The sequence below is a fragment of the Hoeflea ulvae genome, from assembly GCF_026619435.1.
GTDB classification, from domain to species: domain Bacteria; phylum Pseudomonadota; class Alphaproteobacteria; order Rhizobiales; family Rhizobiaceae; genus Hoeflea; species Hoeflea ulvae.
This window is the reverse complement of record NZ_JAOVZQ010000001.1, coordinates 3,295,182-3,320,269: the sequence shown is the minus strand read 5'-3', so window position 1 is coordinate 3,320,269 and position 25,088 is coordinate 3,295,182. Positions and strand designations below refer to the sequence as shown.

Here is a 25,088-nt window from a genome sequence, read left to right as displayed (position 1 = left end):
AAGGCGCACGAAACCAAAATGCGCCTGTCTTGACGCTTTCCTATGGCCGACAAACGCCTTCGGGGAGAAACTTGACAGTGCAGAGCCATAAAAGCACAACTTGCACATGGGGATCAGAAATATTCTTAGCTGTTTACGGGGTTTCATCAGGTTTCGCATCACGCGATTGCGGAGACGTAGAAGAGTATTATTTGGTCGCCTTCCGAGGCGCATAAGCCGCTTCGTCGCAAGATCGCAATGGAAACTGCTCAACCACAGGATTAGATTTACCCGTTGGCTGTTTAGTCATAGCACCATATTCCTATTTGCCGTGACCGCCTCCCTGATCGCTGCAAGTATTATGCTGACGCCTACCCTTCAAAGTAACTTGGAACCGCACTTTTTCTTGGCATCAGAGAGACTGTCTGCTTTCCGTTCTCTGCTTGTGGGCATCGGTGCGTCTCTGATTGGCGCAACCGCCATCATCTTCTCGGTGGTTATGCTGGCGGTGCAGCTCAATTTCGCGCGCATCCCTTTTGGATTGTTCCGCAGATTGAGTTCCGATGTGCCGTTGCTAGCCAGCTTCGCAGCCACCTTCATATTCGGAGTCGTCATCGGCCTCTGCGCTTTGCTGCCTGACGAAACGTGGATTGCACCAGCTGTGATCGTGAGCAGCTGGTGTATGCTGGCTGCGCTTGCCCTGTTCTTCATCGCCTACAAGCGTGCGCTAGATCTGATAAGTCCCGCCAAACAAATGCAGATCGTTCTTCATAAAGCCGACCGCTCAATGCGCCGATGGGAAAAACGCGCAGATCGCTTCGCCCCGTTCCTCGAAAACAGGCCCACGCCCGGCGTTAACCGAGATATTGCGCGGGCATCGTTCTTCCAGTTGCACCCGGAATGGGAGAGCGATGTTCGCGAAGCTTCGTCTCATATGCTTGCGTTCGCGCGGCGATACGCGGAGCAAGGCGAATATGACGTTTCGGCCATCGCTCTGAATGGATTAGTGCGCATCAATGGGCGATATATATCCACCCGAGGAGATACTTTCTTCGCCTCAAATCCATTCTTTACAAACCCTCTTACAACCGAAGCCTTAATTTCAGACACGCTGGAGAAACTGCGCCGGTTGGCCATGTCGGCGCAAGGGAGATCGGATGAGGAACAATTTATTCAAGTGATGAGTACGCTGGCGAGCCTTTGCGGTACATACACCCATATCGATTACGGCAGGAAATTCAACGTGGAACTGCGCCACTCGCAATTGGCTGCGTCTTATCTCACCGGTGTTGTCGAGGGGGCACCGCGAACCTTCGGGCCGGATGTTTTGATGGAAGGAGTGCGCCTCCTCGGTCAGTGCGCGCTCGTTCTGGTTCAGGCCCGTCGCGCACTTGGCGTAATAACGATTGCCAAGAGCATCTCGACCGTCGCGCTACTAGGGTTGGTAAAGCCAGGTCACGAACCGATCACCTCTACAGCAGTTCAGCAACTCGCCAATTTGGCATTTAGCATGCTGAGAAGCGAGGAACGCGATATCAACTTCCCAAGCAAAGAGGTTAGTTCATCTATACGGACAATAGCACATGCTGTGCTGCTCACAGCGGACAAGCCATTGGCGAGCCAACATAGCGCTCATCTCAAGCCCTACTATGCGCTTACGGATTACGGAACTTTTGGCGACGGGCTGAGGAAGCTCATCAATGCCGTCATTGAGCGCCCCGCCGTGGATGACGATGCGAAGAGGATATTAGATCATCTTTCGGCTTGGTCTGACGGCATCCACGAAGGGGAGAAGCAGCTACTTCTGGCCGCTGTGAATAAGCAATCATTCCTCGCGCTGGACCTCATAAATTGGATTTGCCATATCACCAAGGTTTTGGTTGTCGCCTCCACCGCTCCGGCTGCCTCGGATCATGACCGAACCGAACTAATACGAAATGCAAAGAGACTTATTTATGTTTTAGACTGGCTCCCGGATGAAAAGGAAGTTGTGGCATTTGTAGAAAACTTCCAGTTCATTGAACAACTGTTCGAAGTCACTCTAGAAATGCATGGCAAAGGGGAGGATGAGATTGCAGAAGCTGCACGTTATGTCTTGTTTCGCTGGTCATTGAAGGCAGGGAAGTATCAGACCGGCTGGGGGTCTCTTGCGCGTGCTTTGACGGCGCTCTGTGTTTTGGCTGTGTGGAAGGAAGGCTCAGGCTGGGTGACTTGGCTCAAGAACGAGTTCACCATCCGCCTCCCAGGAAGGTCGATCGATGAAGAAATTCGAAAGCGGGCGGCCGATGATCTTCGCGAGATTGCCAAAAACCCATCAAATGACCGCTACGGCCTCGGGTCTGTAGGTTATCATATGAGCCGCGTGGACCGTGGACGGTTTGCCGAATGCATGAACGCAGTTGCTGATCTTCTTGACCCAGAAGCTGCATAGGCAGGCATGGTGCCAACGCTAGTTCTCGCAGTCGCGGCGAATGCCCGGTGCCAAGTGCTGCAACGCGAGAGCGGATAGTAATGACACGAAGGTCGGCTCAGGGCCACAAGCTCCTGTTCTCGATCTCTCAAGAACCGGACTTGCCATCATACCAAACCGGTCACCTCTACCCCTGTAAATACTGCCCCACCCAGTTCACAATCCCGCGCGAATCCATGGCTCCGGCGTGGCGGGCCACTTCCTTGCCCTTGTCGAACAGGATGATCAGCGGGATGCCGCGGATCTGGAATCTTCCGCCAACGCTTTGGTGCTGTTCGGTGTCGAGCTTGGCAAAGCGCAGATCCGGCGCCATCTGCAGGCTCGCCTCGGCGAATGCCGGCGCCATCGCCTTGCACGGGGCGCACCAGGGCGCCCAGAAATCCACCAGCAGCGGGATCTCGTCGCCCTTGAGGTGCTTGTTGAGCTTTGCCTCGTCAAGCTCGAACGGCGTGGCCGGAAACAGCGGCGCCTTGCAGACGCCGCAGGTGGGCTTGGCGCCGAGCTTTTGTGCCGGGATGCGGTTTTTCGCCTGGCATTTCGGGCAGACGATGTGAATCGGGTCGCTCATGCGGGTCTCATTCGGATTTGGCCATGTCGACGTCAACGACGTCCTCGATCGGCGCAGTGTAGCCGGTTCCGACCAGCGAGGGCAGGGTGTGGAGGTGAACGCCGTCGCCATTGTGGCCCTTGAGGATGCCGAGCGCGCGTTCCTCGTGCTGCTCGTCGCGGGTGCGGACCCACAGCAGCAACCCGCCGGCCTGCAGATGCTGTTCGATCTCCTCGGCCTTGGCCGCGCCGATCAGCCCGGCCATCACCGTGCCGATCGATCCGCCGACGCCGCCGGCAATCAGCGCCGCCGTGGCCGCCGCCGCCAGCGCGCCGCCCGAGGCCACCACGGCGGCAGCCCCGATCATTGCCGGCACATAGACCAGCACCCCGATCACCGCGCCCATGGCGTCGCCGATGGATTCGGTCGACACGAAGGCCGTGGTCGGCACCTCGACCCGGTCCTCGAGTTTTTTGGCCGGGACATAGGCTTCATGCAGCTTGTCCTCGATCGCCGTTTCCGAGGCCAGGATGCTCAGATCCATGCGGTTGAACCCCTGGGACAGCAGATCGTCGATCGCGGCCTGCAGGTCTTCGGCCGTGTGGAACACGCCGACGGCTTCGGTGGTGTTGGAATAGGCTGACTGTCCGCTCATCTGCGTTTCTCCGCTGGCTTGTTGCATGGTTTAGCCATAGCACCGGCAGACATCGCGGCCTTGATATGTGTCAAAGCCCGCCGGTTGATTTGGCTGTGTCCGCCGCTGCCCGGCTCAGCTCACCAGCCGGATCAGCCGTGATTTCAGCGCCGTAAACGGGGCATAGCGCAGTTTCACCTCGAATCTCTCCGACTTGGTCAGCACGCCCTTGGCATGGCTGAATGTGTCGAACGAGGCACGGCCATGGCAGGCGCCCATGCCGCTGGCGCCGACCCCGCCAAAGGGCAGTTCCGGCACCGCCAGATGGGTGACCACGTCATTGATCACCGCGCCGCCCGAACTGGTCTCGCTCAGCACCCGGTCGCGGGTCTCGCCGTCATTGCAAAACAGATAGAGCGCCAGCGGTTTCGGCCGGGCGCTGACAAAGCCGATCGCCTCGTCGATGTTCGCATAGGTGATCACCGGCAGCACCGGGCCAAAGATCTCCTGGCTCATCACGTCCGAGGCCGGATCGACGCCGGTGAGGATGGTCGGCGCGATGTAGCGCGAGGCCGGCTCGGTGTCGCCGCCGCATTCCACCGTGCCGTCGGCGATCAGCCGGCTGACCCGGGCAAAATGCCTGTCATTGATGATGCGCGGATAATCCGGGCTGGCCTTCGGGTCATCACCGTAAAAGCGTTTCGTCGCGGCTTTGAGACGGGTGACGAAGTCCCCGGCCACGCTCTCGTGCGCCAGCACATGGTCCGGCGCAACGCAGGTCTGGCCGGCATTGAGAAACTTGCCCCAGGCCACCCGCCGTGCAGCAACCTCGAGATCGCAATCGGGGGTGACGATGCAGGGGCTCTTGCCGCCAAGCTCCAGCGTCACCGGGGTGAGATGTTTCGCCGCCGCTTCCATCACGATCCTGCCGATCGCCGCACTGCCGGTGAAGAAGATATGGTCGAACCGTTGCTGCAGCAGTTGATTGGCGGTGTCGGCATCGCCTTCGACAACCCTGATCGCCTCGGCATCCATATAAGAGGGGATCAGCCGCGCCAGCAGCTTTGAGGTATTGGCGGAAATCTCCGAGGGTTTGAGCACCGCGCAATTGCCCGCCGCAATCGCCCCGATCAGCGGCATCCCGACCAGATAGACCGGGTAGTTCCACGGCGCCATGATCAGCACCACGCCCAGCGGCTCGGACATGATCTCCGAGCGGCCGGGCTGGTTGGTCAGCGGCGTCGGCACCCGCTGCGGCCGCATCCAGCGCTTGAGATGCCTGAGCACATGGCTGATCTCGCCTTGCAGCGTGTTGGTCTCGACCAGCCGCGATTCATTGGCCGAACGGCCGAGATCCGCCTTCAGCGCCGCCAGGATCTCGGCCTCATTGTCCTTGATCATCGCGCTCAAGCGCTGCAACTGCGCCCGGCGCCATTCGATCGGCCGGGTCGCCCGGCTTTCGAATGTGGCGCGCAGACCGGCCATCATGCCGGGAATCTGTGCCTCCGGCGACTGGGTCTCGGGAATCTCGGGCGTCTCGGGCTCTGGAGTCTGGGTCTCGGGCGTCTGGGTCATGCGGGTCTGCCTGCAATCGGAGGGACAGGATCATTCTGCTTCACATCTATGTCGCACTGCGGCCGTCTTCAACTCAAGCGCGTTCGCGCTTTTTGACCGGACGAGGGGCGTCTGACGCCGTCCCTGCAGCCGGTCAGCATCGGTACGGCTTTGACATCGGGCGTTTCACACCCCATTTCTGTGACAACGCCATCGCTGCCCATGCGGCACTTCCAGGCCCGGGACCATCATGTCATCACAGCCTTCCATCGCCGATCTCAAACACCTTGCCGGGTCAAAAGACCTGGTCGGCTATTTCGGCTATGGCTCGCTGGTCAACCACGCCACTCTGCGCACCGAAATCCTTGCAGCCTGGCCGGCCCGGCTGAAAGGCTGGCGCCGGACCTGGCGGCCGCGTCCGGTGATGGAACACGACGCCGTCGCCGGAACCGGTCACACGCTGACGCCGTCGATGCTGACCGCCGAGCGCGCGCCGGAAAGCTTTATCGACGGGCTCTTGGTGATTGATTTTGCCGCCAATCTGCCCGCCATCGATGCCCGCGAATTCCGCTATCACCGCCGCGACATCGTGCTTGCCGACCTCGAATTCGGTCCGGACCACCTGCCGGCAGTGACCGGGGTTGCCGCTGCGCCGGATTTCAGCCTGCATGTCTATGAGGCGCGTCCCGAGCACCCGCGGGCCGAAGGGCCTTCGCCGATCCTGCGCTCCTATCTCGATGCGGTGATGCAGGGTTTCTTGCGCGAATTCGGGGCGGAAGGCGTGCACCGCTTCGTCGCCGAAACCGACGCCTTTCACACCGAAATCCACGAGGACCGGCACGCGCCGCTCTATCCGCGCGCGGTGACGCTTTCGCCGGCCGAAATCGAGCTGTTCGAGCTGTCGCTGGGCCGGCGCCGGCGGCCAACCGGAAGCTGATTCGCATTCCCGGGTTTGCAGGCGGTCAATTGATCGTTATAAGCCCGGTCAAATCGATCAATCAGCGGGCTCAATCCCGCAAAACTGCCGGGTGACCGCCCGGCCAACACGGTGAACGACATGGCACAGAACTGGACCCCTTCGAGCTGGCGCAACAAACCGATCCAGCAGGTCCCGGATTATCCCGATGCAGAGGCGCTGAAAGTGACCGAAGCGCGGCTGGCCAAGTTTCCCCCGCTTGTGTTTGCGGGTGAGGCCCGCCGGCTGACATCGGTGCTTGCCGATGTCGCCGAAGGCAGGGGCTTTCTGCTTCAGGGCGGCGATTGCGCCGAGAGCTTCGCCGAGCACGAGGCCGACAATATCCGTGATTTCTTCCGCGTCTTCCTGCAGATGGCCGTGGTGCTGACCTTCGGCGCCCAGCAGCCGGTGGTCAAGATCGGCCGCATTGCGGGCCAGTTCGCCAAGCCGCGCTCGTCCAATATCGAGACCAAGGACGGCATCGAGCTGCCGAGCTACCGCGGCGACATCATCAACGGCATCGATTTCAACGAAGCCGACCGCATCCCCAATCCGGAACGCCAGATCATGGCCTACCGGCAGTCGGCGGCCACGCTCAATCTGCTGCGCGCCTTTGCCCAGGGTGGTTATGCCAATCTCGACAATGTGCACCAGTGGATGCTCGGCTTCATCAAGGACAGCCCCCAGGCCGAGCGCTACCGCAAGCTCGCCGACCGGATTTCCGAGACCATGGATTTCATGAAGGCGATCGGGATCACCGCCGACAACCACGCCAATCTGCGCGAGACCGATTTCTTCACCAGCCATGAAGCGCTGCTGCTTGGCTATGAAGAAGCCATGACCCGCATCGATTCGACCTCGGGCGATCACTACGCCACATCCGGCCACATGATCTGGATCGGCGACCGCACCCGCCAGCTCGACCATGCCCATGTCGAATATGCCCGCGGCATCAAGAACCCGATCGGTCTCAAATGCGGCCCGTCGCTCGAGCCCGACGAGCTGCTCTCGCTGATCGACATCCTCAACCCGGCCAATGAAGCCGGCCGGCTGACGCTGATTGCGCGCTTCGGTCACGACAAGGTTGCCGATCATCTGCCCAAGCTGATCCGCGCCGTCGAGCGCGAAGGCCGCAAGGTGGTGTGGTCGTGCGATCCGATGCATGGCAACACCATCACCATGAACAACTACAAGACCCGTCCCTTCGAGCGGATCCTGTCGGAAGTGGATCTCGTTCTTCCAGATCCACCGCGCCGAGGGCACCCATCCCGGCGGCATCCACATCGAGATGACCGGCAAGAACGTCACCGAATGCACCGGCGGCGCCCGCGCGCTCTCGGGCGAGGACCTGCAGGATCGCTACCACACCCATTGCGACCCGCGTCTCAACGCCGACCAGGCCCTCGAACTCGCCTTCCTCGTCGCCGAACGCATGAAGGGCGGCCGCGACGAGGAAAAGGCTGTCGTGAACGGCTGATCTTTGGTCGCACCTGACTGATATTGGTATGAAAACGCCGGAGGAAACTCCGGCGTTTTTGGTTTTTGGGGCGCTCGCGCAATCCTAACTCCGTCATGCCGGACTTGATCCGGTATCCAGCCACCGCGCGTCTGCGCGGTGAGGGACTCTTTCACTTGTCGAGTAATCGGGCATCCCGGCTCGCGGACGCTCACCCGCTGGATGCCGGATCGGGGTCCGGCATGACGGAACTTGAGAGTGCGTAAAGAGGATGCCGGTTTTGCATCGTCATCCGCCGCCTTCTCGTTTCGTCATCCCAGAACCCCGACCCTGAGATCCGTTCCGCAATCCTCATCCACACATGGCGCGAGATTCGGCACAAATTCCAACCTCCCCTTGAGGGGAGGTCGGAGAAGCGCAGCTGATCCGGGTGGGGGTGTGGATGCGCCCAACTCTGCAGGGCCTGCTTTTGGCACCGCGACCCCCACCCGGATCGACTGCGCTTTTTTGCAAAAGCTTGTCTCTCGTGGGAACGAGCCACCGGTCTCGCCCCGTCCTTCGGCCCCCCTCAAGGGGGAGGTTGGGTGGCACGTTTCGGCGCCGGGTTTGTAGTGCACCCCCCACCATCGTCATCCCGGACCTGATCCGGGATCCAGCAGCGTCCACGTCTGCGGACGCGGGAGAGCTTTTCTCCGACATATGAAATGCTGCTATGGTCTTCCGGCTCGCCGACGCTCCCCCACTGGATCCTCTGCCGGCTGCGCCGAAGACGACGACGACGCAGAGATGTCGCAAATGTCAGTAGAACGGCAGCACGCCTTTGTGGTCTGATCACGCCAACCGGAATCACATCCCTCGGAGCCGCCATGTCAGACACCCACACCCGCACCGGACACTGCAATTGCGGTGCCGTCCGCTTCCGCACCCGTGGCCCCTTGCGCGAGGTCGTGGCCTGTCATTGCTCGCAATGCCGCCGCCAGTCGGGCCTCTATTTCGCTGCCACCAATGTGGCTGATGACATGATCGAGATCGAGGGCGAGGCCAACATCACCTGGTACCAGGGCTCCGACGTCGCCAGGCGCGGTTTTTGCGCCATTTGCGGCTCGGCGCTGTTCTGGAAGCATCAGGCGGACCAGCACATCTCGGTGCTGGCCGGCAGCTTCGACCAGCCCACCGGCCTGGCGATCACCAAGCACATTTTCTGCGCCGACAAGGGCGATTTCTACGAGATCACCGACGGATTGCCGCAATATGAAAAAGGCTCGGCCGGGTTGCTGGTGGCGGAGGATTAAGGGGCTTTGGGTTTGTTGCAATATCCCCCGAAAGGGGGAGATTGGCCGCAGTGCAAATACCGAATTGTCGGGGGAAAAGAGCTATGATTGAGCGCCACTCCCTCTCCATCGTCATCCCGGCCCCCGAGCCGGGATCCAGCTGCGTCCGCTTCTGCGGACGCGGGAGAGCGTCTCGCCAAAAACCTTGATGCCGCAGGAGTTTACCGGCTCGCGGACGCTCGCCCGCTGGATGCCGGATCGGGGTCCGGCATGACGACAATCTGGCACAGCGCCCCCTCCATCCCTGAGATATTTCAATGGTTTATAGATGAGGCGCGAAGCTCCTTCTCTCCCCTTGTGGGAGAGAAAGCGATTTCAGCGCCTTGGCTTCAGCCAAGTGCTGGAAATTCGCAAGTGAGGGGACAATTTTGGGCACTGAAACCAATCCGCTCTCCTGCAAATTCAATGACTTAGCTGAAGCTAAGGTCATGATTTTGCTTTCTCCCCCACCAGGGTGGAGAGGGTGCGCGCGGCACCATCGTGCAAAAATATGCGCCTCAGCGAACACTGCGCTGCCGGTATAAAACGCAACATGCCCCCTCTGTCACTTCGTGACATCTCCCCCGCAAGGGGGGAGATTGGACGCAGTGCAAATACTAAATTGTCGGGGATAAAGAGCTATGATTGAACGCCGTTCCCACTCAACCGTCATCCCGGCCCCCGAGCCGGGATCCAGCTGCGCCCGCTTCTGCGGACGCGGGAGAGCGTCTCGCAAAAAACGATTATGCTGCATGAGTTTACCGGCTCGCGGACGCTCGCCCGCTGGATGCCGGATCGGGGTCCGGCATGACGACAATCTGGAACAGCGCCCTGTCCATCCCATCAATATTCTCCGACATTTTCTCCACATTCCGCACCCCCGTGCCATGATCAGCGTGCTCCCGCTGCCGGATGGAACGTGAACGTGCTGGACCAGGCGGGTGGAAGGCCTTTCGGGGTGTGCCGGAACGTGCGGCAGATCGCGGAAGGAGGCGGTGACCATCGTGGCTCCGCTGGCAGCCGGGTAAACCGGCCAAGCCAGCCACCGGGCCGGGCTTGCATTCGCGAACTGCCTTCGGGCAGATCCCGCCTTCGGGCGGAGTTGACTGCGGCACCGGAACGGGCCTGTGGCGGATTTCCCGAGACGGAAAGACGTGCCGGACCACGAAAACCATCTCCCGCGGCCGGTCCAGGCTGCGGCCGGAGCAATCCGGGCGGGCGTAAAACCCCGAGGATGCGAGGAACCGCCTGTCGGATGCGGACATCATCCGGCGATGCTCGGGCCGCGCGCGCGCTGCGCCACCCAATATCAATTTCTAGAGGCAAAGCCTGCGTGCGGCCCTCCGGACTGATTTTCTGCTCACACCCCGGCGATGCGGTCGATCGGGCGCTTTGCCATGTCCGTGTTCGGGGAGTCAGCCAGAGTGTTCAGTATTTGCGAACGCTTAGTGATCAATCGATGGTCTGTCGTGAACGCAATTGCCCGCCTATATTGAGCCCAAGGAGAATATCCATGACCCATTCGTCCAAAACCCTTATGCCGGCTCTGTTCCTGTCGCACGGCTCGCCCGACACCGCGATTGCCGACACCGACGCTGCAGCCTGGCTCAAGCAACTGGCAGCCGAGCTGCCGCGACCGCGCGCCATTGTCGTGGCCAGCGCCCATTTCGAAGTAACGGGCAGCGTCGCCGTCTCGGCTGATCCGCATCCCGAAACCATCCATGATTTCGGCGGCTTCGCGCCCGAGCTTTATGCGATACAATATCCCGCGCCCGGAGATCCGGCGCTGGCGCAGCGGATTGCGACCGATCTGCAGGCGGCCGGCTTTTCGGCCCGCGCGGTCGCCAGGCGCGGCTTTGACCATGGCGTCTGGGTGCCGCTGAAACTTGCCTATCCCGAGGCCGACATTCCGGTGGTGTCGGTCTCGGTTGACCCGGCCCAGGGGCCGGAGCATCATTTCAAACTCGGCCAGGCGCTCGCCGGGCTTGGCGCCGACGGCGTGCTGGTGATCGGCTCGGGCTCGTTCACCCACAATCTTGGCGAGGCCTTCAAGGCGTTGCGGTCCGGGCAGCGCCAGCTGGCGGTGCCGGGCTGGGTGCAGCAGTTTGCCGACTGGATGAACGACAAGATCGCCGCCGGTGACATTGCGGCGCTGCTCGACTATCGCCGGCTGGCGCCCTTTGCCGCGCAAAACCATCCCACCGACGAGCATCTGCTGCCGCTCTTTGTGGCGCTCGGGGCCGCCGGTGAGGCGGGCAGGGCGCAGCTGGTGCATGACAGCGCCGAATTCGGGGTGCTGGCGATGACCATGTGGCGGTTTGACAAGGCAAGGATTGCAGCGGCGGCTTAACCGGATTTTCAGCATGGCCGGCCTATGGCCTCTGCCATGAGCATTTACCGCCGCCTTGTTTCACACTGTCTTGTCCTGGCGCTGTCCGTGTCGCTGGCGGGCTGCGGCACCTATGTCGTCGCCAAGACCGTCACCGGGGCGGGCTCCATGGTGGTCGGCGGTGCCGTCGGCGCGGTGAAACTGTCCGGCAAGGCCGTGGGGGCGACTGCCGGCGCCGTGGTCGGTCTTGCCCAGGAACAGGATGAACAGATCGAATAGGCTGCTGCAGCGCACGGCGCATCTTGTCGTCAGCTTTGGTGAGCCAATCGGAAAACACTGATTTTCAACTGCAGCGACTTGGGGTAACACCAAACCCATGACCCAGTTTCAATCCGCCCAGACCGACACCATCCGCATTGCCACCGGCCAGCTCAATCCCACCGTCGGCGATATTACCGGCAACCTCGCCAAGGCCCGGCAGGCGCGCGCCGATGCCGCCCGCCATGGCGCCGATGTGCTGTTGCTGACCGAGCTGTTCATTTCCGGCTATCCGCCGGAGGATCTGGTGCTCAAGCCGGCCTTCCTGCGCTCCTGCCTCAGGGCGATCGAGGAACTGGCTGCCGACACCGCCGATGGCGGCCCGGCGGTGGTCATCGGCTATCCGCGCAGCGAGGCCGGCAAGCGGTTCAATTCGGTCGCCGTGCTCGATGGCGGCAAGCTGGTGGCCTGGCGCGACAAGGTCGATCTGCCCAATTACGGCGAATTCGACGAGAAGCGGGTGTTTGACGTGGGCGCGATGCCCGGCCCGGTGGCGCTGCGCGGCGTCCGCTTCGGCATTCCGGTCTGCGAGGACATCTGGGGCGATCTCGGCGTCTGCGAAACGCTGGGCGAGAGCGGCGCCGAAATCCTGATCGTGCCCAATGGCTCGCCCTATTATCGCGGCAAGGTCGATATCCGCCATCAGGTGGTGCTGCGCCAGGTCATCGAAAGCGGCCTGCCGATGCTTTATGCCAACCAGGTCGGCGGCCAGGACGAGCTGGTCTTCGATGGCGCCAGCTTCGCCATGAATGCCGACAAGAGCCTCGCCTTCCAGATGAGCCAGTTCGAGGAAGCAGTCTCGGTCAGCACCTGGAAACGCCAGCCTGACGACAGCTGGGTCTGCGCCAGCGGACCGGTCTCGCAGATCCCGGTGGCCGAGGAGGCCGATTACCGCGCCTGCATGCTGGGCCTGCGCGATTACGTCAACAAGAACGGTTTCCGCAATGTGGTGCTCGGCCTGTCGGGCGGTATCGATTCGGCAATCTGCGCCGCTCTGGCCGTCGATGCGCTGGGCGAGGAACGCCTGCGCGCCGTCATGCTGCCCTACCGCTACACCTCGGAAAGCTCGCTGGCCGATGCCGAGGCCTGTGCCCGGGCGCTGGGCTGCCGCTACGATTCGGTGGCGATCGAGGAGCCGGTGCAGGGCTTCCTCACAGCCCTTGGCGACATGTTCGAAGGCACAGAGGAAGGCATCACCGAGGAAAACCTGCAGAGCCGGGCCCGCGGCGTCATCCTGATGGCGATCTCCAACAAGTTTGGCTCGATGGTGGTGACCACCGGCAACAAGAGCGAGATGAGCGTCGGCTATGCCACGCTCTATGGCGACATGAATGGCGGCTTCAACCCGATCAAGGACCTCTACAAGATGCAGGTCTATGCGCTGTCGCGCTGGCGCAACAGCCATGTGCCGCCCGGCGCGCTCGGCCCCTCGGGCGAGGTGATCCCGGTCAACATCATCGACAAGGCGCCCTCGGCGGAACTGAGACCCGATCAGACCGACCAGGATCTCGCTGCCGCCTTATCCGGTGCTTGACGACATTCTCGAATGCCTGGTCGAAAACGAGATGGGCGTCGACGAGATCGTCGCCCGCGGCCATGATGTGGCGGTCGTTCACCGCATCGAGCATCTGCTCTATATCGCCGAATACAAGCGCCGTCAGTCGGCGCCCGGCGTCAAGATCACCCGCAAGAATTTCGGCCGCGACCGGCGCTACCCGATCACCAACCGCTACCGGGATCGCTGATGATCCTGACATTTCTGCGCGACAATGCCCGCTGGCTGGCCGGCGGCTTCCTGCTGACATTCTTCTCGTCCTTCGGCCAGACCTATTTCATCTCGCTGTCGGCCGGTGAGATCCGCTCCGACTACGGTCTGAGCCACGGCGAATTCGGCACGCTCTACATGGTCGCCACGCTGGCCAGTGCGGCAACGCTGCCGCAGATCGGCAAGATCGTCGACCGCATTTCCGTTGCCTCCACGGTGATGCTGGCGGCACCCGTGCTGGCGCTGGCCTGCGTGCTGATGGCCTGGTCGCGCTCGCTGGCGCTCCTGGTGCTGTCGGTCTATCTGCTCAGGCTGTTCGGGCAGGGCATGTTCAGCCACATCGCCATGACCGCGATGGGGCGCTGGTTTGCTCTCCAGCGTGGGCGGGCGATCTCGCTGACGGCCATCGGCGTCAATTTCGGCGAGGCGGTGTTTCCGATCAGCTTCGTCACTGTGGCCGCCCTTGTCGGCTGGCGCGGTTCCTGGCTGGTGGCGGCCGCCGTGCTGATGCTGGTCGCCTTGCCGGTGATCTACCAGTTGCTCAAGCTGGAGCGGACGCCGCAATCGGTGGTGCATCATGCAGGCACCCCGGCGGTGCGTGACTGGACCCGGGCTGAAGTGATCCGAGATCCCTTGTTCTGGGCAGCGCTGTCGGGGGTGATGGCGCCGTCGGTGATCGGCACCACGGTGTTTTTCCACCAGGTCTATCTGTCCGAACTGCGCGGCTGGCCACCCAGCGTGTTCGCCGCCTCCTATGCGATCATGTCGGCGATGACCATCGGCTTCGCGCTGATTGCCGGCTATCTGATCGACCGATTCTCGGCGATCCGGATGCTGCCGGTGTTCCTGGTGCCGCTGTCGCTGTCGTGTTTCGTGCTGGCGTCAACCGATGCGCCGTGGGGCGCCTATGTCTTCATGGCGCTGATGGGGGTCTCCTACGGGTTCTCGTCCACCCTGTTCGGCTCGCTGTGGCCGGAGATCTATGGCGCAAAACATCTCGGCGGCATCCGCTCGCTGATCGTCGCCTTCATGGTGTTCGGCACCGCCATCGGCCCCGGCGCCACAGGCGCGCTGATCGATGCGGGCGTCTCCTATCCGGCCCAGATCGCCGCCATGGGCATCTATTGCGTGCTGATCAGCACCGTGCTGATCCAGGTCAGCCGCGCGGCCCTGCGGCGGCGTGCGGCCGGCTGAAAGGGCTCTGGGGCCCTGACTGGATACGGGAAATACAGGCAAGGGTCTGAAGCGGAAAAGGCCAGGGAGCAGCCGCTGCTTTCGAGGTCAGCTGTTCAGCGGATCAGGGGCTGGCCGCCGGCTCTCAGGTCCAGATGCTCGTCCTGGTCAGGCAGGAAGGTTGGGCCGACCATCCGCACCTGCCGGCGCTCCTGCGGCAGCGGGCGCTCGCTGCCGGCGGCGGCCAGCACCGCGGCGACATCTTCCGATGTCAGCCGCATCTCGGCATCGAGAACGGTTTCGGGATCCTCGCCCGGGTCGGGCCGGCTGAACGGGCGCACCCAGGTGGTCAGCGGCGCTTCGGCCGTGGCGGTGCCGTTGAGGATCGCCTCGCGGCGTTGCATTTCCTTGTAGAACGCGCCCATGTTGCAGCTGCAGGCCTTGCTCATCGGCGCGCCGACATTGCGATAGGCGAAGGCGTTGGGCATCTCGGAATAGGGCTCGCGGGTCCGGGCCGAGATCATGTCCTCGCTCTCCTCGCCGGTGGCGGAATGGAAATACAGCTCCGCGCTGGTACCGGGGCACATCATCTGGCAGGTGCGTTCGTCGCGGCTGAAATCGGACGGCGAGGCCGCCGAGGAAACCGGGAAGAAGAAGCCGTCGCAACTGCGCACGCACAGGGTGCGGTAATTGCCGCCGCGCGTGGTTCTGGGTTCGACAACAACGCGCGAGCTCGACGTGCCGCCGCTGTCGCCGAGAATGGCGACCAGGCCGGAGCTCTTGCTGCGGCGCGCGGTCACGGCATCATTGTTGCCCTTGAGTGCGGCGGCGCGGATCGAGGCGCGCTTGCCATCGCAATCATTGGCCTTGAGCTCGGCCTGGATGCGGCGCTTGAGCGCCTTGTTGGATCGGCGGGCATAGGAATCGCGCTTGCGCTCGAGCGCCTTGAGATTGGCGCGCATCTTGGTGTGGGCCGATTCGAGCTTGGCGCAGGCCCGGGCATTGCTGCCGCCGCGGACGATGATGCTGCCGCTGCTGCAGCCATAGCGCCGCAAATCGGACCGCACCTTGCCGATCTGCCGGTCCTGCTTGATCGCGGCTTCGGCAAATCGGCGGTAATTGGCTGAGGAGCCGCTGGCCGAGTTGGCCGTGACCAGTTGCGCCTTGAGCTGGGTGCATACGGCAGAGGCCTGAGCCGCGCCGCCACTCGAAAGGGCAAGCGCGAGCACCAGCAAATGACTGCGAAACCAGACCCGGCGCATGATCAACTCCAACACGAATGCAATAGCGTTCTATGCCATCAAGAGTTAATTCTTGGATGGCATTGAAGATCGCATTCTAGTCTTTGTGTGTGTAAGCGCCAATCACAACCGTTTGTTTACCTTAATCGCCCGCCGAGGAGGCTTCGACCACGGCCAGCGTCGCCATGTTGACCACGCCGCGCGAGGTGACCGATGGCGACAGGATATGCGCTGGCATCGCCGCTCCGAGCAGGATCGGACCGACATGCAGCGCCTCGGTCATGGTCTTGACCACGCCGAGCGCGATGTTGGCGGCATCGAGATTGGGAAACACCAGCAGATTGGCTTCGCCCGAGAGCGTGCTGTCGGGCATCACCCGGCGCCTGAGCGCTTCCGACATCGCCGAGTCGCCGTGCATTTCGCCATCGGCTTCGAGCTCCGGAGCGGTGGCCCGGATGATCTCGATGGCCCGGCGCATCTTCAGCGCGCTTTCGGAATCGCGCGAGCCGAAATTCGAATGCGACAGCAGCGCCGCCTTCGGCACGATGCCGAAGCGGCGGATTTCCTCGGCCGCCATGATCGTGGTCTCGGCAATTTCCTCGGCGCAGGGATCGAACGAGACATAGGTGTCGGTGAAGAAGGTGGCGCCGCGCTGCGAGATCAGCAGGCTCAGCGCCGAGTAATCGATAACGCCCTCGCGCTTGCCGATGATCTGCGAGACATCGCGCAGATGCCGGGCATAGCGGCCTTCAAGACCGCAGATCATGGCATCAGCCTCGCGCAGCCGCAGCGACAACGCCCCGATCACTGTGGGATTGGTGCGCACGATGGTGCGCGCTGCTTCCGGGATCACGCCCTTGCGTCCGACCAGCGCGAAATACTCGTCGACATAATTGCGGAACCGCGGATCGTCCTCGGGATTGGTCACCTCGAAATCGACGCCGGGCCGGATTCGCAGGCCAAAGCGCTGCAGCCGAGATTCGATGATGCCGGGACGGCCGATCAGGATCGGTTCGGCCACGCCTTCCTCAAGCAGCACCTGGGCGGCGCGCAGGACCCGTTCATCCTCGCCCTCGGCAAAGATGACGCGCTTCTTGGTCGCAGTCTTGGCGGCGGTGAACAGCGGCTTCATGATCAGTCCGGAGCGGAACACGAAGCGGTTGAGCTGGTCGACATAGGCTTCCATGTCGGTGATCGGCCGGCGCGCGACGCCGGATTTGGCCGCAGCCTCGGCGACCGCCGGAGCGATGCGCAGGATCAGCCGCTGGTCGAAAGGCGAGGGGATGAGATATTCCGGGCCAAACACCGGTGTCTCGCCGGAATAGGCGCGGGCGGCGATGTCGGAGGGCTCCTCGCGGGCCAGTGCCGCAATGGCGCGCACAGCCGCCATCTTCATCTCTTCATTGATGGTGCGGGCGCCGCAATCGAGCGCGCCGCGGAAGATATAGGGAAAGCACAGGACATTGTTGACCTGGTTGGGGAAATCCGAGCGGCCGGTGCAGATCATCGCGTCGGGCCGGGCTTCGCGCGCAAGGTCAGGCATGATCTCCGGCGAGGGATTGGCCAGCGCCATGATCAGCGGCCGCTCGGCCATGGTTGCCAGCAGTTCCGGCTTGAGCACGCCGGCAGCCGACAGGCCGAGAAACACGTCGGCGCCGCCGATCGATTCGGCCAGGGTCCGCTTGTCCGAGGGCTGCGCATAGATCGATTTCCACTGGTCCATCAGCACCTCGCGGCCCTCATGGACCAGGCCTTCGATGTCATGAACCCAGATGTTCTCGCGCTTGGCGCCCAGTTCGACCAGCAAATTGAGGCAGGCCAGGGCCGCAGCGCCGGCGCCGGAGGTGACGATCTTGACGCTCTCGATGGACTTGCCGGCCAGTTCGAGGCCGTTGAGGATGCCGGCGGCGACGATGATGGCGGTGCCGTGCTGGTCGTCATGAAACACCGGAATGTCCATGATCTCGCGCAGCTGCTGCTCGACCTCGAAGCATTCGGGCGACTTGATGTCCTCGAGATTGATGCCGCCGAAGGTCGGCTCGAGCGCGGAAATCACGCTGACCATGCGGTCGACATCCGGCGCGTCGATTTCGATGTCAAAAACATCGATGCCGGCGAATTTCTTGAACAGGACGGCCTTGCCCTCCATCACCGGCTTGGAAGCCAGCGGGCCGATATTGCCAAGCCCGAGCACGGCCGTGCCGTTGGAGACGACGGCGACCAGATTGGAGCGCGCGGTATAGGCTGCGGCCGCATCCGGATTGTCGCGGATCGCCAGGCAGGGGGCGGCGACGCCGGGCGAATAGGCCAGTGCCAGGTCGCGCTGGTTGCCCAGGGGCTTTGTCGCCTGGATCTCGAGTTTCCCCGGCCGCGGGTAACGGTGGTAAAACAGCGCGTTCTCGTCGAGATCACCGCTGGTGGGTTTCGGGTCGCTGACGCGCTTGGTGTCTTTGGAGGTCATCTGCGGTACTTCTCTTGACTGGGCAATTTGGCTGGGATCGGCTGCAAAAGGCGGGTTCGGTTCACCCGCATGCGCGGCAAAAAGCGCGCCGGACCGGGGGTCTGCGACGGCGCGCGGCGTGGGCGGCGGGGGTGGTGAACGGGCCCGGAGGAACCGGCGGAAAGGGCGGGCAGGGGCCGACGGGGACTGTTCCAGCGGCTCTGCAATGCGCGACGCTGACCTGATCCGGTATCATGCGGATGTCCCCCCTTAAAAAACCTGGTCGATCGACCTCAGTTCTAGAACTGATCCACCGCAAATGAAACCTGTTTGATCACCCGGCGCCGCGCCGGGCGGCGTCATCCCCACAGTTCGGCAGATGGCGGTGAAACCAGAGAGCCGGCATAGACCAGTCCCGGCGAGCGATCGCGCGCCAGCAGCAAGGGCCCGTCAAGATCGACCCAGTCGGCATCCTGGGCCAGCAGCACGGCCGGCGCCATGGCCAGGGAGGTGCCGACCATGCAGCCGATCATCACGCCGAAACCGAGCTCGCGGGCATGGTCGCGCATGCGCAGCGCTTCGGTCAGGCCGCCGGTCTTGTCGAGCTTGATGTTGATCGCGTCATAGCGGTCCACAAGCGATTCGAGATCGGCCAGCGTGTGCACGCTTTCGTCGGCGCAGATCGGTACCGGATGCGGAATGTGGGCCAGGATCTCGTCCTTGTCGGCCGGCAGCGGCTGTTCGATCAGCCCGATGTGCAGTTCGGCCGCCAGCAGGAGATGCTCACGGATATTGCTCTCGTCCCAGCCTTCATTGGCATCGAGAATGATTTCCGCATTGGGCGCCGCACTTGCCACCGCATGCATCCGCGCCCGGTCGTCGGAGGTTCCGACCTTGACCTTGAGCAGTTTCTGCGAGGAATGGGCGCGGGCTTCATCGGCCATGTCGGCGGGATCGCCCAGCGAGATGGTCACGGCGGTGGGAACCGGACGCGGCAGGATGCGGCAGGCAAGCGTGCTGACGCGGTTGCCGGAGAGCCTGGCGTCGAGGTCCCAAAGGGCGCAGTCAATGGCGTTGCGGGCAGCGCCTGCTGCCATCGCGTCCTGCAGTTCCTCGCGGCTCATGCCCGATGCGATGGCGTCGTTGAAGGCCTCGATGGCCTCGACAACACCTTCCACCGTCTCGCCGTACCGTTTGTAGGGAACGCATTCGCCGCGGCCGCTGACGCCGTTTTCGGTGATCGTGCAGGTGACGACTTCGGCGGAGGTCTTGGCGCCGCGCGAAATCGTGAAGGCGCGCGTCAGGGGGAAGCTGTCGATCTGGGCGTGAAGCTGTCTGGGCATGGGTGTGTGTCCGTGAATAAAGTGTCGATTATAAAGCCGGCCGGCAGTTATACAGAAGCTGTCCGGTGACAGTTCCACAGTGACCCGCTATGTGTGGAACATGTTGACTGAACAGCCAAAAGATACAAGGGCCGATGCTCAGATCGGGCGAAACGGCGGTCCGCCGCCCCAGATCGAGCGGCACATTTCGGGCGAGACCGAGACGCTGGTCCTGTCCGGAGACTGGCGCCATGCCGCGATCTCCGGGATCTATGGCCGGATGCTGGAATTCCAGGGCAGCCTGTCGGGCAAGCCGCTGGAGATCGATCTGAGCGATGTCAGCAATTTGGACACCGCCGGAGCCTGGCTGGTGCGCAAGACCATGGCCGCAGCCCATGCCCGCGGCGCAGAGGCCCGGCTGGTGGGGGCGTCGGGGCAGGCAGAGGGGCTGATCGCCGCGCTTCCGGATCTCGCCGACAGGCAAGGGGCAACGGCCAAGGCCAAGGCGCCGCTGTTCGAACGGATGTTCGCGCCGATCGGCAAGACCATCTATGAGCTCTATGATGATTTCATCGCCTCGCTCTACATTCTGGGATCGGCCGTGCGCGGCGCCCAGCTCAAGCTCGACCGTTCCTCGGGGATATCGCCGGCCTCGATCGTCACCCATATGGACCACATGGGTGTGCGTGCGGTGCCGATCATCCTGCTGATGAGTTTTCTGATCGGCGCGATCATTGCCCAGCAGGGTGCCTTCCAGTTGCGCTATTTCGGCGCCGAGGTCTTCGTCGTCGATCTGGTCGGCATTTTGCAATTGCGCGAGATCGGCGTGCTGCTGACCGCGATCATGATCGCCGGACGCTCGGGCAGCGCGATCACCGCCGAAATCGGCTCGATGAAGATGCGCGAGGAGGTCGACGCGCTCAAGGTGATGGGACTGAACCCGATCGGGGTGCTGGTGTTCCCGCGCATGGTGGCACTGACCGTGGTGCTGCCGCTGCTCACCGTGGTTGCCAATTTCGCGGCGCTGCTCGGCGCGGCCGCCGTGGTGTGGACCTATTCGGGCATTACCCCCGACGTCTTCGTGGCGCGGCTGCGCGAAGCCATCGACATGTCGACGGTCACATCGGGGATGATAAAGGCGCCGTTCATGGCGCTGATCATTGGCATCGTCGCGGCGGTGGAAGGCATGAAGGTCGGCGGCAGTGCCGAATCGCTGGGGCGCCGGGTGACGGCTTCGGTGGTCAAGGCGATCTTCGTGGTGATCCTTGTCGACGGGCTGTTTGCCATGTTCTACGCGGCGATCGACTTTTGAGACAGGACGACATGACCCCGCAAGAGCCAAATCATTCGCAACGACTGGTGCCGGATCCCGAAGCGGAGCGGGAGGTGATCCTGTCGGCCCGCGATGTCTGCGTGGCCTTCGGCAAGAACAAGGTGCTCGACCATCTCGATCTCGACGTCTATCGCGGGGAAATCCTCGGATTTGTCGGCGGCTCCGGCACCGGCAAGTCGGTGCTGATGCGCTCGATCCTGCGGCTGATTCCGCGCCAGAAGGGCGTGATCCGGATTCTCGGCGAGGATTACGACAAGGTCAGGGAGGCCAAGAAGATCGAACTCGACATGCGCCTGGGCGTGCTGTTCCAGCAGGGTGCGCTGTTTTCGGCGCTGACGGTGCGCGAAAACATCCAGGTTCCGATGCGGGAATATCTGGATCTGCCAAAACCGCTGATGGACGAACTGGCGGAGCTCAAGGTGGCGATGGTCGGCCTGGCGCCGGATGCGGCCGACAAATACCCCTCCGAGCTGTCCGGTGGTATGATCAAGCGGGCGGCGCTGGCACGGGCGCTGGCGCTCGATCCGGACCTGGTGTTTCTGGACGAGCCGACCTCCGGGCTGGATCCGATCGGAGCAGCCGAGTTCGACGAGCTTATCGCGCAGTTGCGTGACACGCTGGGGCTGACGGTCTACATGGTGACCCATGATCTCGACAGCCTGTTTTCGGTCTGCGACCGGATCGCCGTGCTGGGTCAGAAGAAGGTTCTGGTGGAAGGAACCATCGAGGACATGCTTTCATTTGACGATCCCTGGGTGCAGTCCTATTTCCAGGGCAAGAGAGCACGCCGGATTCCAGGCACTCCCCGGAAGCCAGACGCACAGCAGGATCCGGGATCGAGCCCGGCGGACAGCAGGAAGAGCGAAGCGCAGTAATGGAAACGCGGGCCAATTACGCCATCGTCGGTTTCTTCACCCTTGTGGTGATGATCTCGGCATTCGGCTTCGTCTACTGGATGGCGCGCTATGGCGGCGGCGGTGAAACCACGCAGCTGATCGTCCGGATTCCCGGCTCGGCCAACGGGCTTTCGGTCGGATCCCCGGTGCGGTTCAACGGCATTCCCTACGGCGTGATCCGCCGGCTGAGCGTCGATCTCGGAAAATCCCGACTATGTGATTGCGCAGACCGAGGTGCAGGCCAATACGCCGATCTACACCGACACCCGTGCGGCGCTGGAGATCCAGGGCCTGACCGGATCGGCCTATATCGAGCTGCAGGGCGGCACGCCGTCCAAGGACAATATCCTGCTGCGCGCATTGACCGAGGAGAAGATCGCCGAGATCGAGGCCGATCCGTCCAGCGTCACCAACCTGCTTGCCACCGCCGACGAGATTCTCAACCGGGCCAATACGGTGATCGGCGAGGTGGAAGGCTTCGTCAAGGATGCGCGCAGCCCGCTGACCGAGACGCTGAAGAACACCGAGATCTTCACCGGCGCCTTGCGCGACAATGCCGACGGCATCGATGACTTCCTCAGGAGCGTGGCAAGCCTGTCGGAGACGGTGAAATCGCTCTCGGGCCGAATCGACAGCGCGCTTGGCTCGGCGGAAGACCTGATCAAGGCGGTTGATCCACAGAAAATCGACCGTATTCTCGGCAATGTCGACAAGGTCACAGCCAGTATCGCCGACGCGTCGGGCGACATCACCCAGACGCTCGAAAGCTTTCGCAATGCCGCCCAATCGCTGGAGACATTCACGGCCGATGCCGGCGCCTCGCTCGACAAGGTCGACACGCTGATTTCCGGGATCGATCCGGCCAAGGTCGGCCAGGCTGTCGATGACATCGCGCTGGCAAGTGCGGATGCGCGCAAGGCGCTGGCCGATGCCCGCGGCGTGGCCGAGACATTCAGCGCGCGCAAGGAAGACTACGATCTCATCATCACCGATGTGAAGCAGATGACCAGCACGCTCAATGCGGCGTCTACCCGCGTCGACGGGGTTCTGGCCAAGCTCGACGGCTTCCTCGGGGAGGGCGATGCCTCCTCGCTGATTGCCGATGCCGAGGCGACGCTCAAATCGTTCCGGGATGTCGCCAATTCGCTCAATGCCGGGATCGGCCCGATCGCGGACAATCTGCAGCGCTTTTCGGGCTCCGGCCTGCGTGACGTCGAGGCGCTGGTCAATGACGCGCGGCGGTCGATCGAGCGCATCGAGCGGTCGATCTCCTCGATCGAGCAGGATCCGCAGCGGCTGATCTTCGGCGGCGACACGGTCAAGCAATATGACGGACGGACGCGCCGTTGACTCTTTGTTGTATGCCTCGCAAGAGATGTGTTAACGAATTGGAAAGCGGCCTGACACAGGCCTTTGGGAGTGGCGTAAGCGTGAACCTGAGTCGATGGATAGTTGCGATTGCCATGCTGTCAGCACTGTCCGGCTGCGCGGGCGGGCTTGTCGCCTCCACACCGCCAGACACCTACGGCCTTTCCGCGGCCCCCGAAGTGGCCGGCCAGTCGTCGCGCAACCGCCAGATCCTGATCAACGAACCGACCGCGCTCAAGGCGCTCGACAGCGAGCAGATCGTCATCCGCCCGACGCCGTCCTCGATCGAATATCTGGCGAAGTCGCAATGGTCGGACCGGCTGCCGAAGATCGTCCAGGACAAGCTGGTCCAGGCGTTCGAGAATTCCGGCCGGGTCGGCGGGGTCGGTCGTCCCGGCGACGGGCTGGCGATCGATTTCAAGATCATCACCGCCATCCGCGCCTTCGAGATCAAGGTCGATGCCGGCGAGCGCGCCGTGGTCGAATTGTCGGCCAAGATCCTCAATGACCGCAATGGCGTCGTGGTGGCCACGAAAGTGTTCCGCGCCACGACACCGGTCAGCGGCAGCGGCAATGCGGCTTACGTACAGTCGCTCGACCAGGCATTCGAAGCCGTGGTGCAGGATCTGGTCGGCTGGACGCTGGGACAGATCTGACGGGGCTGCGCGTTTGCTGCCGCGATGCTTCCGCGCCGGCAATCCATTTCCATTGCATCCGATGACAATCCAAAGGGTATTTTCCCCGGATTGCCTATGTACACGCTTCAATTCATCGCGAAATATTTCGGAATGTAGCGTATAGTCAGATATTTATCGTGATGTGATCTGTGTAGATTGCGAGTTCACATGAAGTGTTCGCCAAATATTTTCATATATGTTCATCTATTGTGATCTGCGATCAATATTTCGACATTGAATAGTCGAATTGCGGCCCTGATTGCCGGACTATTGTTGCGTGCGGGTACTGGTCCATTTCAAGGATCGGGCCCTGACACCCCACTGGACATGTCCAGAAAACAGGAGAGACGCAATGAAACGCATTCTTGTAGCACTCGCCCTTGTCGGCTTTGCCGCCCCCGCTTTCGCCCAGGCTGCGGATTTCGCCTCGGTCGACACAGACCAGAACGGCGCCGTGAGCTGGGAAGAAGTCTCGGCCGCAATGCCGGACGCGTCGGAAGATTCCTTCAAGTCGGCTGATGTCGATGGAAGCGGGGATCTCTCGGCGGAAGAATATGCCACGGTAACGGGCCAGTAGGCCTTCGCCATGACACATCATCCCCTGACCAGCCTCATCACGGCGTCGGCCCTTGCCCTGGCACTGCTCGGCATTGCCGGCTGTGATGACAGAAGCGGAGCGGATACGGAGCAGGGCGAAACGGTCCCCGGATCGATCACCGATGCCCCGGCGGACCAAGCCACTCCGCCTGCCTCCCCGGCGGACTGACGTCCACCCCACAACAGACCGGACGTCTCGTCCGGGGACCAGTGCGCTGGTCCCCGGATTGACGTGTGTCGAGCTTCAGTCGTTGACGGGCCAGCCGGCGGAGACCAGCTCGACGGTGTTGCCGTCGGGGTCGGTAACAAAGACACCACGCCAGCCGATCCAGCCAAAGTCCTGGATCCTGTAGGGCAGGTCATGGGCGTCGAACCAGCAACAGGCGGTCTGCTGGTCGGCCTGGCTCAGGCTCAGCGCAATGTGATGCAGCGTCGACGAGGCGGCCACGGAAGCGCCGCGTTCGGGATTGACGAGCGGATCGAACAGCGCCAGCACGGCGGTGTGACCCTCGACGCCATTGTTCAGCCTGAAAAAGATGATGCCGCCGCGATCAGCCAGCAGTTCGAGCCCCAGCATGTCGCGGTAGAAGGCGGTCATGGCGGCAATATCAACGCACCGGATGGCGATCTCGCCCAGTCCTGAAATGGCAAAACCCCGCCTTTGAGCGGGGTTTTGCAGTCTGTCAGATGGCCCGGACATGATCAGTCGCGGTCAAAACGGCCG

18 protein-coding genes and 3 pseudogenes are annotated in these 25,088 nt (G+C 62.5%); 14 read left to right on the top strand and 7 right to left on the bottom strand.

Features of this window, described 5'->3' with window-relative positions; translation table 11 throughout:
* Nucleotides 1–385: 385 nt before the first annotated feature.
* Nucleotides 386–2,410 carry a DUF2254 domain-containing protein gene (locus OEG82_RS15735; protein ID WP_267613335.1) on the top strand — a complete coding sequence of 675 codons (2,025 nt, stop codon included), beginning with the start codon at nucleotides 386–388 and terminating at the stop codon, nucleotides 2,408–2,410.
* A 166-nt stretch (nucleotides 2,411–2,576) separates the two neighbouring features.
* On the opposite strand, the gene trxC is transcribed toward OEG82_RS15735, so the two are convergent.
* The 3 genes from trxC to OEG82_RS15720 form a co-directional block, all read right to left on the bottom strand.
* Nucleotides 2,577–3,017 (bottom strand): thioredoxin TrxC, encoded by a 441-nt coding sequence (gene trxC / locus OEG82_RS15730; RefSeq protein WP_267613334.1) that lies wholly within the window; start codon nucleotides 3,015–3,017, stop codon nucleotides 2,577–2,579.
* Nucleotides 3,018–3,024: 7 nt separating this feature from the next.
* Nucleotides 3,025–3,651 (bottom strand): hypothetical protein, encoded by a 627-nt coding sequence (locus tag OEG82_RS15725; protein WP_267613333.1) that lies wholly within the window; start codon nucleotides 3,649–3,651, stop codon nucleotides 3,025–3,027.
* A gap of 114 nt (nucleotides 3,652–3,765) precedes the next feature.
* Nucleotides 3,766–5,205 (bottom strand): aldehyde dehydrogenase family protein, encoded by a 1,440-nt coding sequence (locus tag OEG82_RS15720; protein ID WP_267613332.1) that lies wholly within the window; start codon nucleotides 5,203–5,205, stop codon nucleotides 3,766–3,768.
* Between the two features lie 229 nt (nucleotides 5,206–5,434).
* Between OEG82_RS15720 and OEG82_RS15715 the strand changes: the two genes are divergently transcribed.
* From OEG82_RS15715 to OEG82_RS15685, 7 genes and pseudogenes are all read left to right on the top strand, one after another.
* Nucleotides 5,435–6,121 (top strand): gamma-glutamylcyclotransferase family protein, encoded by a 687-nt coding sequence (locus OEG82_RS15715; protein WP_267613331.1) that lies wholly within the window; start codon nucleotides 5,435–5,437, stop codon nucleotides 6,119–6,121.
* 120 nt (nucleotides 6,122–6,241) lie between these two features.
* Nucleotides 6,242–7,616: pseudogene (locus tag OEG82_RS15710) on the top strand (class II 3-deoxy-7-phosphoheptulonate synthase).
* 845 nt (nucleotides 7,617–8,461) lie between these two features.
* Nucleotides 8,462–8,887, top strand: coding sequence for a GFA family protein (locus tag OEG82_RS15705; protein ID WP_267613330.1), 426 nt, complete (start codon nucleotides 8,462–8,464; stop codon nucleotides 8,885–8,887).
* A gap of 1,531 nt (nucleotides 8,888–10,418) precedes the next feature.
* Complete coding sequence (locus OEG82_RS15700) at nucleotides 10,419–11,255, top strand: DODA-type extradiol aromatic ring-opening family dioxygenase (protein WP_267613329.1); 837 nt, start codon at nucleotides 10,419–10,421, stop codon at nucleotides 11,253–11,255.
* A gap of 36 nt (nucleotides 11,256–11,291) precedes the next feature.
* The gene (locus tag OEG82_RS15695; RefSeq protein ID WP_267613328.1) at nucleotides 11,292–11,513 is read left to right on the top strand and encodes a hypothetical protein; all 222 of its coding nucleotides are present in this window, start codon (nucleotides 11,292–11,294) and stop codon (nucleotides 11,511–11,513) included.
* Between the two features lie 97 nt (nucleotides 11,514–11,610).
* Nucleotides 11,611–13,297: pseudogene (locus OEG82_RS15690) on the top strand (NAD+ synthase).
* Nucleotides 13,294–14,511 carry an MFS transporter gene (locus OEG82_RS15685; RefSeq protein ID WP_267614972.1) on the top strand — a complete coding sequence of 406 codons (1,218 nt, stop codon included), beginning with the start codon at nucleotides 13,294–13,296 and terminating at the stop codon, nucleotides 14,509–14,511. The pseudogene OEG82_RS15690 and the gene OEG82_RS15685 overlap by 4 nt, the downstream one beginning before the upstream one ends.
* A gap of 95 nt (nucleotides 14,512–14,606) precedes the next feature.
* Here OEG82_RS15685 and OEG82_RS15680 read toward each other — a convergent pair whose 3' ends face one another.
* From OEG82_RS15680 to dgcA, 3 genes are all read right to left on the bottom strand, one after another.
* Nucleotides 14,607–15,752 (bottom strand): DUF2865 domain-containing protein, encoded by a 1,146-nt coding sequence (locus tag OEG82_RS15680; protein ID WP_267613327.1) that lies wholly within the window; start codon nucleotides 15,750–15,752, stop codon nucleotides 14,607–14,609.
* Nucleotides 15,753–15,873: 121 nt separating this feature from the next.
* The gene (locus OEG82_RS15675) at nucleotides 15,874–18,192 is read right to left on the bottom strand and encodes an NADP-dependent malic enzyme (RefSeq protein WP_267613326.1); all 2,319 of its coding nucleotides are present in this window, start codon (nucleotides 18,190–18,192) and stop codon (nucleotides 15,874–15,876) included.
* 338 nt (nucleotides 18,193–18,530) lie between these two features.
* Nucleotides 18,531–19,514, bottom strand: a complete 984-nt coding sequence (gene dgcA, locus OEG82_RS15670) for an N-acetyl-D-Glu racemase DgcA (RefSeq protein WP_267613325.1) — start codon at nucleotides 19,512–19,514, stop codon at nucleotides 18,531–18,533.
* 172 nt (nucleotides 19,515–19,686) lie between these two features.
* Here dgcA and OEG82_RS15665 point away from each other — a divergent pair, with 172 nt between their 5' ends.
* The 6 genes and pseudogenes from OEG82_RS15665 to OEG82_RS15640 all read left to right on the top strand — a co-directional run bounded on the left by OEG82_RS15665 (nucleotide 19,687) and on the right by OEG82_RS15640 (nucleotide 24,533).
* Nucleotides 19,687–20,805, top strand: coding sequence for an ABC transporter permease (locus tag OEG82_RS15665; RefSeq protein WP_267614971.1), 1,119 nt, complete (start codon nucleotides 19,687–19,689; stop codon nucleotides 20,803–20,805).
* An 11-nt stretch (nucleotides 20,806–20,816) separates the two neighbouring features.
* Entirely contained in the window at nucleotides 20,817–21,701 is an 885-nt protein-coding gene (locus OEG82_RS15660) for an ABC transporter ATP-binding protein (RefSeq protein WP_267613324.1), read from the top strand.
* Nucleotides 21,701–23,072, top strand: a pseudogene (locus tag OEG82_RS15655) (MlaD family protein). The gene OEG82_RS15660 and the pseudogene OEG82_RS15655 overlap by 1 nt, the downstream one beginning before the upstream one ends.
* Nucleotides 23,073–23,185: 113 nt before the next feature.
* Entirely contained in the window at nucleotides 23,186–23,746 is a 561-nt protein-coding gene (locus OEG82_RS15650) for an ABC-type transport auxiliary lipoprotein family protein (protein WP_267613323.1), read from the top strand.
* 373 nt (nucleotides 23,747–24,119) lie between these two features.
* Nucleotides 24,120–24,344, top strand: coding sequence for an EF-hand domain-containing protein (locus OEG82_RS15645; RefSeq protein ID WP_267613322.1), 225 nt, complete (start codon nucleotides 24,120–24,122; stop codon nucleotides 24,342–24,344).
* Nucleotides 24,345–24,353: 9 nt separating this feature from the next.
* Complete coding sequence (locus OEG82_RS15640; protein WP_267613321.1) at nucleotides 24,354–24,533, top strand: hypothetical protein; 180 nt, start codon at nucleotides 24,354–24,356, stop codon at nucleotides 24,531–24,533.
* Between the two features lie 75 nt (nucleotides 24,534–24,608).
* Here the strand turns inward: OEG82_RS15640 and OEG82_RS15635 are convergent, their stop codons facing one another.
* Nucleotides 24,609–25,064, bottom strand: a complete 456-nt coding sequence (locus OEG82_RS15635) for a VOC family protein (RefSeq protein ID WP_267613320.1) — start codon at nucleotides 25,062–25,064, stop codon at nucleotides 24,609–24,611.
* Nucleotides 25,065–25,088: the final 24 nt, after the last annotated feature.